At 51.9% G+C, this 12,817-nt stretch carries 13 protein-coding genes and 1 tRNA gene; 5 read left to right on the forward strand and 9 right to left on the reverse strand.

The features are described 5' to 3' along the window. Window positions 1-19: 19 nt before the first annotated feature. Window positions 20-1,024 carry a hypothetical protein gene (locus tag CFREI_RS09660; protein ID WP_156907694.1) on the forward strand — a complete coding sequence of 335 codons (1,005 nt, stop codon included), beginning with the start codon at window positions 20-22 and terminating at the stop codon, window positions 1,022-1,024. 330 nt (window positions 1,025-1,354) lie between these two features. Here CFREI_RS09660 and cbiB read toward each other — a convergent pair whose 3' ends face one another. The 5 genes from cbiB to CFREI_RS09685 all read right to left on the reverse strand — a co-directional run bounded on the left by cbiB (window position 1,355) and on the right by CFREI_RS09685 (window position 4,681). Beyond that, window positions 1,355-2,284 (reverse strand): adenosylcobinamide-phosphate synthase CbiB, encoded by a 930-nt coding sequence (cbiB, locus tag CFREI_RS09665; RefSeq protein ID WP_027011810.1) that lies wholly within the window; start codon window positions 2,282-2,284, stop codon window positions 1,355-1,357. Then, window positions 2,281-3,417, reverse strand: a complete 1,137-nt coding sequence (locus tag CFREI_RS09670; protein WP_027011809.1) for an acyl-CoA thioesterase/BAAT N-terminal domain-containing protein — start codon at window positions 3,415-3,417, stop codon at window positions 2,281-2,283. Before CFREI_RS09670 ends, cbiB begins: the two co-directional genes overlap by 4 nt. Before the next feature lie 228 nt (window positions 3,418-3,645). Next, a complete protein-coding gene (locus CFREI_RS09675) occupies window positions 3,646-3,954 on the reverse strand; it encodes a hypothetical protein (protein ID WP_027011808.1) in 309 nt (102 codons plus the stop codon). 164 nt (window positions 3,955-4,118) lie between these two features. Continuing rightward, window positions 4,119-4,194: transfer RNA gene (locus CFREI_RS09680), tRNA-Val, on the reverse strand. 58 nt (window positions 4,195-4,252) lie between these two features. Beyond that, on the reverse strand, window positions 4,253-4,681 hold the full coding sequence (locus CFREI_RS09685) for a DUF3052 domain-containing protein (RefSeq protein ID WP_027011807.1): 429 nt from the start codon (window positions 4,679-4,681) through the stop codon (window positions 4,253-4,255). A gap of 286 nt (window positions 4,682-4,967) precedes the next feature. Here CFREI_RS09685 and aceE point away from each other — a divergent pair, with 286 nt between their 5' ends. The 3 genes from aceE (at window position 4,968) to CFREI_RS09700 (ending at window position 8,927) form a co-directional block, all read left to right on the forward strand. Continuing rightward, window positions 4,968-7,706: a pyruvate dehydrogenase (acetyl-transferring), homodimeric type gene (aceE, locus tag CFREI_RS09690; RefSeq protein ID WP_027011806.1), complete on the forward strand. Its 2,739-nt coding sequence runs from the start codon at window positions 4,968-4,970 to the stop codon at window positions 7,704-7,706. Window positions 7,707-7,801: 95 nt separating this feature from the next. Further along, window positions 7,802-8,332 carry a DUF1707 SHOCT-like domain-containing protein gene (locus CFREI_RS09695; RefSeq protein ID WP_027011805.1) on the forward strand — a complete coding sequence of 177 codons (531 nt, stop codon included), beginning with the start codon at window positions 7,802-7,804 and terminating at the stop codon, window positions 8,330-8,332. 112 nt (window positions 8,333-8,444) lie between these two features. Beyond that, complete coding sequence (locus CFREI_RS09700; protein WP_027011804.1) at window positions 8,445-8,927, forward strand: hypothetical protein; 483 nt, start codon at window positions 8,445-8,447, stop codon at window positions 8,925-8,927. Here CFREI_RS09700 and CFREI_RS09705 read toward each other — a convergent pair. Then, window positions 8,922-9,851, reverse strand: coding sequence for an alpha/beta fold hydrolase (locus CFREI_RS09705; protein WP_051255792.1), 930 nt, complete (start codon window positions 9,849-9,851; stop codon window positions 8,922-8,924). The two genes, CFREI_RS09700 and CFREI_RS09705, sit on opposite strands and share 6 nt — an antisense overlap. 19 nt (window positions 9,852-9,870) lie before the next feature. Here CFREI_RS09705 and CFREI_RS09710 point away from each other — a divergent pair, with 19 nt between their 5' ends. Then, window positions 9,871-10,107, forward strand: coding sequence for an acyl carrier protein (locus CFREI_RS09710; protein ID WP_290246068.1), 237 nt, complete (start codon window positions 9,871-9,873; stop codon window positions 10,105-10,107). On the opposite strand, the gene CFREI_RS09715 is transcribed toward CFREI_RS09710, so the two are convergent. The 3 genes from CFREI_RS09715 to CFREI_RS09725 all read right to left on the reverse strand — a co-directional run bounded on the left by CFREI_RS09715 (window position 10,104) and on the right by CFREI_RS09725 (window position 12,706). After that, window positions 10,104-10,412 carry a hypothetical protein gene (locus CFREI_RS09715; RefSeq protein WP_156907693.1) on the reverse strand — a complete coding sequence of 103 codons (309 nt, stop codon included), beginning with the start codon at window positions 10,410-10,412 and terminating at the stop codon, window positions 10,104-10,106. The two genes, CFREI_RS09710 and CFREI_RS09715, sit on opposite strands and share 4 nt — an antisense overlap. A gap of 183 nt (window positions 10,413-10,595) precedes the next feature. After that, a complete protein-coding gene (locus tag CFREI_RS09720) occupies window positions 10,596-11,402 on the reverse strand; it encodes a serine hydrolase domain-containing protein (RefSeq protein ID WP_027011803.1) in 807 nt (268 codons plus the stop codon). 11 nt (window positions 11,403-11,413) lie between these two features. Next, window positions 11,414-12,706 (reverse strand): dicarboxylate/amino acid:cation symporter, encoded by a 1,293-nt coding sequence (locus CFREI_RS09725; protein ID WP_051255790.1) that lies wholly within the window; start codon window positions 12,704-12,706, stop codon window positions 11,414-11,416. Window positions 12,707-12,817 lie beyond the last annotated feature (111 nt).

Below are 12,817 nucleotides of genomic sequence, written 5' to 3' on the forward strand. Positions count from 1 at the left end.
AGCGCACTAGATTAAAACTATGGTGCGTTCGTATTCTCGCCGTTACTATCAAATGCTCGCCTCTCTGTTCGTAGCGCTGTGTGGCCTTTCCGGGTGCTCGTTAGTCGCGCAAACCATAGATAATGAAGATGCAGCCCGAAATGTACTAGCGCAAGCGCAACAAGAAGCAACTCAACGCGACTGGGCCAAAGTGCCAGCTTATAAGCTATTGCCTGAGTCGGGTCGGCATTCCGTAAAGGCCCACGCTGAGCTTGGCATTACTACACGCGAACATTTGGTAGAGGTACATGAATTCCTCACCCACCAAGCAGCACATGCAAAACAGTCAGACGTTCAAATGTTCGTTGATACATACGGCACAATCGAAGGCACTGACATCTGGATAGCCGGCCAACAATCGAACGAACGCTTGAACTTAGCCTTGCAATTCCTCGGTCCTGGCATCGAGAAACTGCAGATCACTCGAGATCTTGGCATTGGCGTTTGCAACATGTCGACACCACAATGCGCCGCCAACATTGACCACACATTACTCACACAGGCCTCGTTCCTCGATCAGTGGTACGACGGCATACCCGGATTGTTTGAGGCTCCCTTCCATTTTTCATTATTCGTTCATACGAACGATGATGAGCCCGCACGAATTCTGGTACAAATTACGCGTTCGCAACACCTGAACACTGAATCATTGCAAGCGGTAATCCACGAATACCAACAGATCGCGGACGTATCCCCGGATCTAACTATTCGCGAAATGACATTTCGAACAGGCGAAGGTCTGCAACACTTACACATTGCTCTTCCGAACCCAACCTGGGATCCGAATGTTCAATCGACTGTCAGCAATGTTGTGAAGTCTCTTCGTAGTCGCCCCTACAACAGAAACAGAAATACAGAACCCCGAATCATCAAGCTCGCACTCGGTGATGCAGGCTCTAGTTACACTGCATACCTAGACCAATGCGGCGCACCTTCCGAAAACAAAGACGAGCAAGCATTTCGAACTCTTGTGGAACCGTGTTAAGGCTGGCATTAAAACTCCAAAGCACCGATGCACCATACAGGAGGTTCCGTCCAAGCAATAACAAAATATATAATAAGATGATATTTACATAATGAGTGTCGCTTTTTACACCAATTGTGCAAGATGGTGTTTTCGGCGACATTTTGGCCTTAAAAAAGTTAACTTTTGTCGCTAAATACACCAATTGTGCACAACATGGTGTATTAAACGACAACCCCCAAGTAATCATTTGCATGCAACCGATTAACCCCTCAATGGCGCTGGATTACTGACCCTGAGTTGCAATTGGGATTCAGGGCAGCAACCACTCCATCACAAATGACGAAACACTCACTTACGCAAGCACCAGAGCAATGCCCCTGCTACCCCAATCCCCGCTACCACGCCACCCGCAACGCCTTGGACCATCATTGATAACCGCACAGCCTGCCTAATCGTAGCTGTGTTCGGCGCTATACCTTCCCCAAGGGTAGGCCGCTGTTCGACCCCATGTGCGTATTGAGTTTCGCCGCCAAGCTGGACTCCGAGAGCCGCGGCTGCCGTCGCTTCAACCGGCCCGGCATTGGGGCTTGGATGTTTGGGGGCATCGTTTGCCCAGGCTCGAAGTGCTTCTCCGCCACGCCCGGCACTGGCTGCGAATCCGATGTGGATAAGTGCAGTAAGGCGTGCGGGCACCCATGCCATAAGGTCGTCAAGTTTGGCAGCAGCCCATCCGAATTCGCCATAGCGTTCGCTTTTATAGCCGACCATTGCATCGAGAGTGTTCACACATCTATGCGCAATAACGCCCGGCGCGCCCACCAGCGACCAGACAATGGGAGCGACCACGGCGTCGGAAGTATTTTCGGACACGGATTCGACTGTGGCGCGCGCCATGCCCGCAGCATCGAGGGATTGCGGATCCCGCGAGCATAACCATGGAACCCAGTTTCGAGCGCCTTCAATGTCTCCGGTATCGAGGCTATCGGCCATATGTGTGGCTGTTCTTTGCAGCGTCGCGCCCCCCAATGAGGCCCATAAAGCAGCAATCAATGCAAGCTGGGGTGCTTTCTTGGCGACGACCGCAGTAGCCAAGGTTGGAGGCACAGTGCAGGCCGCCACATATACAGCACCAGCTACCTTGGAATCGCGATAGAGTTTTTGTTCGAGCCAAGTGGCGTAGTTGCCAAAGAGCGCGACGGGATGGTTTCGTTTTGGGTCTGGGATGAGTCGATCGGCGAGCATGCCGAGAGCAAGTGCGCTTGTGTGTTTGAGAATCATATATTTATGGGGATGTCGTAGGAGGAGGCAAGGAAACTAATTACTTGTTGGCGGGAAATTTCGGCGGCGCGACCATTGGCGTCACTACTACCACCGATAAGGATCCGATTCCCATGGTCCCGCATACTGGTCGCCGTTGGCAACCCTGGAAATGCAAAAGGATAACCGCACATATGACCAGCGTCTTGATACACCACACGGAAGGTTTCAATACCAAGCGAAAGGGCTTGTTTCTCCAGGTTAGCTGCCATTCCTTCGCTATCCCACACAGCATCCTGCGAGCCCGAACTAAGAAGTAGAGGGCCGACCATACCTTCGAGATTCAAAGACTGCGCCGAAGGGTGAGACGATTGATAAAATTCACTCAAGTCAGCAGGCTTGCCGGTAAATTTTGAACGCCGAAACTCGGTCCAGCCTGGTAAGGGAAATGCCACATCACTTGGCGAATGCGCCACTACCGGGCCGATAAGATCCGGATACCGAGCCGCAAAATCAAACGCTTGAGCGCAACTGCGACCATGTGTGACCAAAGCCAAAGGAACCGATGAATCCACAAACTCACTGGCATGAAACTCACGCAGCTCATCAATCGAAAGACCTTCCGGTGCATAGAGGGTCGTCATACGGTGATGCGCAAGAGCCGCAGCAGAAGCAGAACCAGTAGCGGGCGGGGCGTCGATAAGCAATACCACGCCTGGGGCTGCGGAAGTCCAGAAACCTTGGCGCCCGCCCGGACCGGTAAACTCCCGGACCTCGCGAGCAATCGTCCGCTGCAGCAAAGAACCCAAACCTTCACCTTCAATGCGGATTCGAAAATAGAGATGAATAGGGTCTAGGCCGCTCAGCTCGAACGCATAAGCGTCATCATCGCCGAGTCCGCTGGAATCCGGTCGCATCGACCACAACACCCCCAATGAATGCGCCGGCTCCCACTGCGCACTTTCCGGCAATGCCGAAGCCAAATCAACCACCCCATCCGAATCGGCACGAAACGCCTGCTCACTCGACCACGGCTGCTGAAACGCATCCACCGTAGACACCGAAACCCGCACCCGCTCCCCCGGCCGCAAACCCAACACGCGAACATACAACGGCGTATTAATCCCACTGACCGACTTCACATCAAGTTCCATACAGCCGATCGTAATAACCTCATCCCAAAAGTGCTGTAGGGGTGGGCGGGGCGTGCGGGGGCGTGGGGCGTGTGGGGGCGTGCGGGGGCGTCGAAAAGGCAGATTTGAATTGTGAGCTTTTGGGTTGGGTTGGTGACCTGGGGAAACGTCCTCAAATATCGCGCCCAATGTCAAATCTGCCTGGCTCCAGCGAACTCAAAGACCTCAACGAACCAGTAAACCGCCCGCCTACCGTCTCCGTCCCTTTACCAATAGAAACGCGGCTACTACCACGCTAAGGAGCATCATTGTCACAAGTGTGAGTGTGATCCATGTCCCGTATGCAGCATTGATTTCGGTTCGGGTTGTGGTTGTGGTTTGGGTATTTACGTCGGCTTGGGTAGCAATGTGCGTCAGCTCGGCTCGGGACTGTTCGGTAATTGGCAAAAGGACACCAGAGTCAGTTTGTTCCTGCGCCTGGGAGTTCGCCAATACTGGCGAAGCGCTTAAAGCGGTGAGGGCAACTATTGCGGCCAGTGTTTTTCGCAAACCAGACACGTTATTGTCCTTTGGTTTAGGTGTTATTGATCTGGCTGTAATCTTAATAAAGATTTTGTGTAATCGAACAAAGAGGCGCAAAAGGCGAAACGACAAAAGCAAAACAACGAAGACAAAACAAAAGCCAGCCTCCCTAAAAATAAGGAGACTGGCCTGAGAAATTATGGTGCGCCCTGACGGGTTCGAACCGCCGACCTGCTGGGTGTAAACCAGCTGCTCTTCCAGCTGAGCTAAAGGCGCTTGCGACAGCCGTTAACATTACCCAACGACTGAAAAGTTATGCAAATCCGCAGGTAGATTAGCGTTTTGTGCCGCGTTGTACAAGGCATGAACCTTGCCAAGAGCCAAGGCGTTCGGCTTTTGTTTGTACGAGGCCTGCAAGCTGGGCAGATTCGGCAATAACCCCTGGTTCAAGGGTGCCGGGTTTTCCTGCGCCGGGGGAAAGAAGCCAGATGCGGCCGGCATCGGCGAGGGGACGCACGGCGTCGACAAGCGCATCGACTAAGTCACCATCGTCTTCGCGCCACCATAACAACACCACATCGCAGATTTCATCGGTATCTTCATCGAGCAATTCGGAACCGATAGCATCTTCGATTGCTTCGCTGATTGCCGCGTCACAGTCGTCATCCCAGCCGACTTCTTGCACGACCTGGCCTGGCTTCACGCCTAAAAGTTTTGCGTAATCCTGGGCGCCATTTTTCACTGCGCCCGGAGCGTCAACCACTGTGTGTTCCTCCTGGAAATTGTCAAGTAAATGGTAATGCAATAAAAGCTAACTTGACATTGTAGTTATGTATGTACCTGTGCTCGAGACTACGCCCATATAGGCGGAATCGACGAGTTTTTGGCATAATTCTTACCTTTTGATCAAGAGTTTGCCATATTTTTGTTTTAGTTTCACCTCAACAATAGCCGTTCACCTTGTGCTTTCGCCCCCGACACCACGCCGACCTTAACAGAGACGTATTGTTTATAGAGAAAACACCCTATTTCCGATTGGAGGATTTGGTATGGCTGACCTGCAACAGGGTTCGAACCCAATGGACGACAGCAACTTCGCCTTAATTCGTGACGGCGTAGCTTCGTACCTAAATGACTCGGACCCTGAGGAGACCCGCGAATGGATGGAGTCCCTCGACGGTCTGCTGACCGAAGCCAGCCCTGAACGGGCCCGCTTCCTCATGCTACGACTACTCGAACGCGCCACGGCACGCCGAGTAGCATTACCACCTTTGACGTCTACCGATTACGTCAATACAATTCCCACCTCCATGGAGCCCGAGTTTCCTGGCGACGAAGACCTGGAAAAGCGTTATCGTCGCTGGATCCGCTGGAACGCAGCCATTATGGTGCACCGCGCCCAGCGCCCAGGTATTGGTGTAGGTGGGCATATTTCCACCTATGCGTCCTCCGCACCACTCTATGAAGTTGGTTTTAACCACTTCTTCCGCGGCAAAGACCACCCCGGCGGCGGTGACCAAGTCTTTTTCCAGGGTCACGCCTCCCCCGGTATGTATGCTCGCGCATTCCTTGAGGGCCGCTTAAGCGAAGATGACCTGGATGGCTTCCGACAAGAAGTTTCCCGCCCGCAAGGCGGTATGCCTTCCTACCCACACCCACACGGCATGCCAGACTTCTGGGAATTCCCAACCGTATCAATGGGCCTTGGTCCAATGGACGCCATCTATCAGGCGCGCTTTAACCGCTATCTGCACGACCGCGGCATTAAAGACACCTCAGATCAGCATGTCTGGGCGTTCCTTGGCGACGGCGAAATGGACGAGCCAGAATCCCGCGGCCTCATTCAATTGGCGGCGCTGAATAACCTGGACAACCTTACCTTTGTAATTAACTGCAACCTGCAGCGCCTCGATGGCCCAGTGCGCGGTAATACCAAGATTATCCAGGAATTAGAGTCCTTCTTCCGGGGCGCAGGCTGGTCCGTAGTAAAAGTTGTTTGGGGCCGTGAATGGGATGAACTCTTTGAAAAGGATAAAGAGGGCGCCCTTGTTCACCTTATGAACATCACCCCAGATGGCGACTTCCAAACTTTCCGCGCCAATGACGGCAAGTATGTGCGCGAGCACTTCTTTAATCGCGATGAGCGCACTAAGAAACTCGTCGAAGATATGACCGATGAGGAAATTTGGAAGCTCAAGCGCGGCGGCCACGATTACCGCAAGGTTTACGCCGCCTTTAAGCGCGCCATGGAAACCAAAGACCGCCCAACGGTTATTTTGGCCCACACCATTAAAGGCTATGGTCTAGGCCATAACTTTGAGGGCCGCAATGCTACCCACCAGATGAAGAAACTCACTCTGGATGACCTCAAGCACTTCCGCGATCGCCAGGGCATTCCGATTAGTGATGAGGAACTGGAGAAGGATCCATACCTGCCGCCGTATTACAACCCCGGCCCAGACGCCCCAGAAATTAAGTACATGCTGGAGCGGCGGAAAGCTCTTGGTGGGTTCCTCCCAGAACGCCGCCAAACGTATACCCCGCTACAAGTACCGGATATGGACGCATTAAAGTCCATTCGCAAGGGCTCCGGCAAGCAGCAAGTTGCCACCACTATGGCAGTGGTTCGCATCTTTAAAGAACTCATGCGTGATAAAGAATTGGCAAAGCATTTTGTGCCAATTATCCCAGATGAGGCACGTACATTCGGTATGGACTCTTGGTTCCCAACCTTGAAGATCTATAACCCACACGGCCAGAAATACACCCCTGTGGACCATGATCTTATGCTTTCCTACCGAGAAGCCGTGGATGGCCAGATTATGCACGAGGGCATTAATGAGGCCGGCTCTATGGGTGAATTTATTGCTGCGGGTACCGCATATGCCACACATGGCGTGCCAATGATCCCGCTGTATATCTTCTACTCCATGTTCGGTTTCCAGCGCACTGCAGACTCTATTTGGGCTGCCGCCGACCAAATGGCACGCGGCTTCCTGCTTGGCGCAACTGCGGGCCGTACTACGCTCACCGGCGAAGGTTTGCAGCATATGGATGGCCACTCCCCAATTTTGGCCTCTACCAACCCGGCCGTAGTGACCTATGATCCAGCGTTTGCATATGAGCTGGCTCATATTATCCGCAAGGGCATCGACCGTATGTACGGCCCTGAGGGTGGCGAAAATGTGATCTACTATCTCACGATCTACAATGAGCCAACCTCCCAGCCAGCCGAACCAGAAAACCTGGATATTGAGGGCTTGCACAAGGGCATCTACCTCTACTCCGCCGCTGAAGGCTCCGGCCATAAAGCATCGATCCTGGCTTCCGGTATTGGTATGCAAGCCGCATTAAAGGCAAAGGAAATTTTGGCTGCCGAATACGGAGTCAACGCCAATATTTTCTCTGTTACCTCCTGGAATGAGCTGGCCCGCGATGGCCAACGCCAAAACCTTGAGCAATTGCGTCACCCAGGCACCCAGGTTGAAGCCCCATTTGTGGCCCAGAAGCTTGCCAATGTTTCCGGCCCATTTGTAGCGGTCTCCGACTTTGCGACGGCCCTGCCCGAACAGATCCGCCAGTGGGTTCCAGGCGACTACACCACACTCGGTGCAGATGGTTTCGGTTTCTCCGACACCCGCCCCGCTGCCCGCCGCTACTTTAATATCGACGCCGAGTCCGTTGTGGTTGCAGTCCTGTCAGGGCTCGCCCGCGAAGGCAAGATTGATATTTCAGTTGCCGATGAAGCAGCTAAGAAATACAACCTCACGGACCCAACCTCGGTCTAAAAGTCGCAGCTAATAAGACCCTCACAGCCACCTTGGTTGTGAGGGTACTTTCTTGCCTAATACCGCATTTTAGAAATCTGGCTACATTGGTTCCTATGAACCTCCCACTTCCTTTTCAGACACAACGCGAGCAAGCCCAAGAAAAACTTATGAATGCTGTTGGCCAAGGCCACCTCGATTTAGAGACGTATTCAGAGCTTGTAGGAACCGTGTGGAGTGCAAATGACCTTGCGACCATAGACCAAGTTGTCCAGTCCATTGCAATAGTGCCAAAGCAACGCACTGCACCTACTCTGAGGTCAAAGCAGCTTGCGCTTTTTAGCTCTAAAAAGGTCAAAGGCGCACTCCAATTCACCGATAAATCCGATGTAGTAGCGGCATTTGGAACCGTCAAGCTTGATTTACGCAAGGCTTCGATCTCCTCTGCGAAAACCACGCTCAATATTGTGTGTTTATTTGGCGAGGTCGAGCTGATTGTCCCCAAGGGAGTTCAGGTACACTCCGAAGTCTTTTCCTTGTTCTCTGAAGAAAAGATCCGCGCCAAGGAAGTGTCCGAGGTTCCCGGACCGATTTTCTATTTGCAGGGCATCAATCTATTCGGCTCTGTAAAAGTGACCACTGCATAATTTTGGAGTTCGAGTATTTTCTTCAACACGCCTATGCGAATACGCCACTAGTCGCATCACAAACGATACCGTGGGGCTAGCAATATCGAATGTGTGAGAGTAGAGGGAGCCTATGACGGGACAACACAGAAGCTACCCGAATTATTCGTCGCCTTCTGAAAAGGTCCCGCTCCACAGTGATACCCAAGGCTCGTATCTAGCAGTAAAGCACCAACTGTTTACCCCAAAACACCTTGCAAAACAAGTGAATCGCTTGGTGATTTTCTCCGGTTTAAGCTGGATCTTTGCAGTTATCGCCTTCGCCTGCACACTCGTTTCGGCTTCCGCACGACACTCCGGAAGCTGGTTTCATGCATGGTTTATAGAAACCTTTTCCGCTGGCCTGCTATTTAGCATTATTGTTTTCCCACTCGCATTTATCTTAGGCACATTTCCAATAAAGAATTTGCAAAAACTACTACCAAGGTATATCCATACTGAAATTACCGTATTAATGCTTAAGGTGATTTTTGTAATAAATATTATCGCTTTTATATTTTGGCTTTTATGCGCAGCAACTCATACATATACATTCCTGGTAAAGCCATTTTTATAGCGTATCGAGCACAGCGTCGATTGCGGCATTAACTTCCTCAGGAGTTTCCAAGAGGAGCATATGCCCGGCTTCTTTTACTGTCCGCAACTCCCCGCTGGGCCAAAGCTCGCAAATACGCTCGGATTGGGAAACTGGTGTTACACGATCCCGATCACCAACAAGCACTATGCCGGGAATATTTTGAAGTACTTCTACGGCATCAAGCTCATTATGGCTTTGCAGATCATCAAAGTACCCAATAAATGTAGACATTGGGGTTTGCTGGACTAGCTCGGCATGGAACCGAATAATGTCATAATCAGTGGTATTGGTATTAAAAAATATCGGGGCTAGCTTTGCCGCTAAGTAGTCTTTCGCTTCTCTGGTGTATTTTTCCGTTGCTTCTGGTGCTGATTCCACCGCTTGGCGGAGTTTATCCATAATCGGATGTGTAAGCACTTTCGGAAGCCCTTGGCTCCCTAAAGATTCAATGGCCGTAGAAATAAGAACAAGTCCACGCACGCGTTTTGGACCGTAACGGCGTGCAAGATTTAATGCGATTAATCCCCCGAGCGAATGCCCCACAATGACCATATCCCCTGTAGGGCAGCGTTGCTCAATCACGCGCGCAACATCGTCTGCGGCACCGCCAACACTACATTCATGGAATGGCACTTCCCCGGTTTCGCCGTGCCCCCGGAGATCCACTAGTAACGTACGTACGTTCTTACGCTTGCTAAGGTGTTCGGATTGGTGATAGTAGCTGCTGGCGGCCAGAGTAAAGCCATGCACAAACACTACGGTTATTGGCGCGTCCTCGGGCCCGGCTTCGTAGTAATGCACGCTATCGATAACGCCGCTACGTTCCACACCTTGAAATGCCGGAAATGCCTGCAGCACTGGTTTCTCGGAGCGACGCAAAAAACTAGGAATAATATTGGACACCGCTAATACCCTTCATGTGTTGGTTACGTTTCTACGTTACCTTGGGTTTATGGAGTCCATTGCCCAGCGACTAGTTTCGCTCGTCAGTCGCGTTACCGATATTGATGCCACCGAGATTGATCTCGACGCCCCGCTCGCCCTTGATTCTCTTACGCTTATCGAACTCGCCGTACGGGTCGAAGAAGAGTTCGGCAAGCGCATTGATTCATTCTCACCAACTACACTTCGTGATGTTGTGAAGTTGGTGGAATCTTAGGCAACCGTGCGATACGCGTAGCTATGGTCGAAATCTAGGGATACATGGAACCCATGTTCACGTCCAAGAGCTTCGAGTACGTCGCTTAGATCGGCGAGTTCGGCGGCGTCACCGGTAAGCACCTGTCGGCAACCAATTGCGCCGGGTGCAGTACGGTGCCACTGAGTAAACCACTCGGAGGCGAAGACATCGTCGAATGTCACGCCAGCATAATCCGCTGGGGTTTGGATGCACTCGACCATGGCGTCTTCCACGGTACGGCGCAGCCGGATGGGCATGCCATGAATAGTAAGAACGGCATGCATGGAACACACTGTGGTAGGCAGAGTCACTGTCTTCATTTCCCTGTCGTGAACCAGACGTACACGGTTGTGTACGCCAAGACGAGGATCGTCTTCCCCAACGGCCTCGAATTCATGCGTGTAGTGCACAGTTTTACTGAGAATTTAAGTTGGGAACAACCCTCAACCTTTACTTGACACCCCCATTTATTCAAGTTCAGCTTGAAGGTTTGCCCATATTTGGTCATTTGTATCTGACCATAACGGCTTCGCCCAATCCCCAAAAGCACGATCAGTTAACGCTACCACGGCACGACCAGTCGGACGGTGAACCCATAGAAAAGTCCCAGCTTGCCCGAAGTGTCCCGCCGTATCAGGCGGCATGCTTTGACCAGTCCAATGCGGGCTCTTCGACCCCTTAATCTCAAACCCCAACCCCCAAGGGCAAGGTTTTTGCATGCCGTATCCCGGCACTACACCCACCAATTCCGGAAACGTGGGGGTAAGTGCGAGCTCAACGGTCGCGACGTCGAGAAGCGTAGGCGAAAGCACCTCCGCAGCAAAAGCCGCCATATCGCGCACAGAAGACCACGCCCCATGCCCCGCCGAACCAACCAACTTTGTGCTTGCCATCCCCAATGGCTGCAATACCGCCTCCTCCAGATACTGCTCGAAAGGCATTTCAGTTTCCTGGGCAATAGCAGCCGCCAAAATCTCAAACCCAGCCGAAGAATATATGCGGCGTTCCCGTACGCCTCGCTCCGGCGTAGCAGACGCAAACCCCACACCTGAACTATGCGCCAACAAATCCCTTACCGTGGCCCCAGGAGGCCCCAATGGCGTCTCTAAATCGAATACGCCTTCCTCCACAGCAATCAATGCCGCATAGGCAACCACAGGCTTGGTCACACTCGCTAGCTCAAAAACTCGATCAATATCCCCCTCAAAAGCAATGGAGCTGCCTAATACAGCAGCTCCAGCATGATCAACGGGCCAATCACGAAGATACTCCATGACCCCAGATTCTACTTGGCGGCAAAAGCCTCCTCATCCATAATCCCTTCGCGCTTAGCAACCACCGCCGGCACCAATGCCTGACCAGTAACATTCACTGCAGTACGGCCCATATCCACAATCGGCTCAACAGCAAGCAGCAAACCAACACCCTCCAATGGCAAGCCCAAAGTAGAAAGCGTTAATGTAAGCATGACCGTTGCGCCAGTAGTACCTGCAGTAGCCGCAGAACCAATCACTGACACAAAAATAATCAATAGATAATGCGTAATATTCAGCGGCACATCATAAAACTCCGCAACGAAAATTGCCGCAATCGCAGGATAAATCGCAGCGCAACCATCCATTTTCGTGGTAGCGCCTAACGGCACCGCAAACGAAGCATATGCACGAGGAACCCCTAGCTTTTCAACCGTAGTCCGCTCAGTGACGGGCATAACACCCATAGATGACCGTGTAGCAAAACCAAGAGAAGTAACCGGCCACACATGCGCAAAGAATCGCCGCACACTCAACCCATTAAACTTCAGTACCAGCGGATAAATAACGCCAATAACCAGCGCCAATCCAATATAAATCGCAAGCACAAACGTACCTAGCGAGCTTAAAGCTTCCCAGCCATATACCGCCACAGCCTTGGCAATCAATGCGGCAGTACCAATAGGCGCCAAGCGAATAATCCACCACAGCACCTTTTGAATAATTTCCAGCACACTGGACGCAACATTTAATACCGGATCGGCTTTCTCACCGACCTTTACTGCAGCAATACCAAACGCAATGGAAATCAATAGCAATTGCAGAACATCAAAATTCGGGGATGCGGAGAGCCCATCCGCACTCTCCTTAATGCCAACCTGCAATCCAAAAATATTGCTAGGCACAATGCCCTGCAAAAACGCCGCCCAAGAACCTACAGAGGTGGGGGCGTCAGCAGTCGAGGCATCCACAGCCGTATTACGCCCAGGCTGCAGTACGGTACCAACCCCAATGCCAACAAGTACGGACACAAACGCCGTAAGCGCAAACCACACGAGGGTTTTCCACGCCAGGCGTGCCGCATTGGTTACCTGACGCAGATTGGCAATTGAGGTAATAACCGCGGTGACCACCAGTGGAGGCACCAGCACTTTCAGTAGCGATACATACGCGCTACCAACCTCAGACACAATCGGCACAAGCCATGCTTGACTGCGCGCAATAAAACCCAATATTAGGCCAATAATCAGGCCATAAATCACTTGGGCGCCAAAGGACGTAAACGTACTCTGCCGGGGAATCGGCTTTGTAGCTAATGCTGTCATTTTCAACTCTTTCTCTAAGTGTTAGCACAGCATAGAATAGACCAATCAGTTCGGTCAAATGTCCTACAAAGTCATATTGTTCACCAGGTATACGTACTGACCTTCAACTTT

This window comes from Corynebacterium freiburgense, assembly GCF_030408815.1.
Lineage (GTDB): Bacteria > Actinomycetota > Actinomycetes > Mycobacteriales > Mycobacteriaceae > Corynebacterium > Corynebacterium freiburgense.

Bases quoted from the DNA above. Each gene is read 5' to 3' on its own strand.
- CFREI_RS09715 (WP_156907693.1), bottom strand. From the start codon at position 10,412: ATGCATGCCGTTCTTACTATTCATGGCATGCCCATCCGGCTGCGCCGT.
- CFREI_RS09725 (WP_051255790.1), bottom strand. From the start codon at position 12,706: ATGACAGCATTAGCTACAAAGCCGATTCCCCGGCAGAGTACGTTTACG.
- CFREI_RS09700 (WP_027011804.1), top strand. From the start codon at position 8,445: ATGACGGGACAACACAGAAGCTACCCGAATTATTCGTCGCCTTCTGAA.
- CFREI_RS09720 (WP_027011803.1), bottom strand. From the start codon at position 11,402: ATGGAGTATCTTCGTGATTGGCCCGTTGATCATGCTGGAGCTGCTGTA.
- CFREI_RS09670 (WP_027011809.1), bottom strand. From the start codon at position 3,417: ATGGAACTTGATGTGAAGTCGGTCAGTGGGATTAATACGCCGTTGTAT.
- cbiB (WP_027011810.1), bottom strand. From the start codon at position 2,284: ATGATTCTCAAACACACAAGCGCACTTGCTCTCGGCATGCTCGCCGAT.
- CFREI_RS09695 (WP_027011805.1), top strand. From the start codon at position 7,802: ATGAACCTCCCACTTCCTTTTCAGACACAACGCGAGCAAGCCCAAGAA.
- CFREI_RS09660 (WP_156907694.1), top strand. From the start codon at position 20: ATGGTGCGTTCGTATTCTCGCCGTTACTATCAAATGCTCGCCTCTCTG.
- aceE (WP_027011806.1), top strand. From the start codon at position 4,968: ATGGCTGACCTGCAACAGGGTTCGAACCCAATGGACGACAGCAACTTC.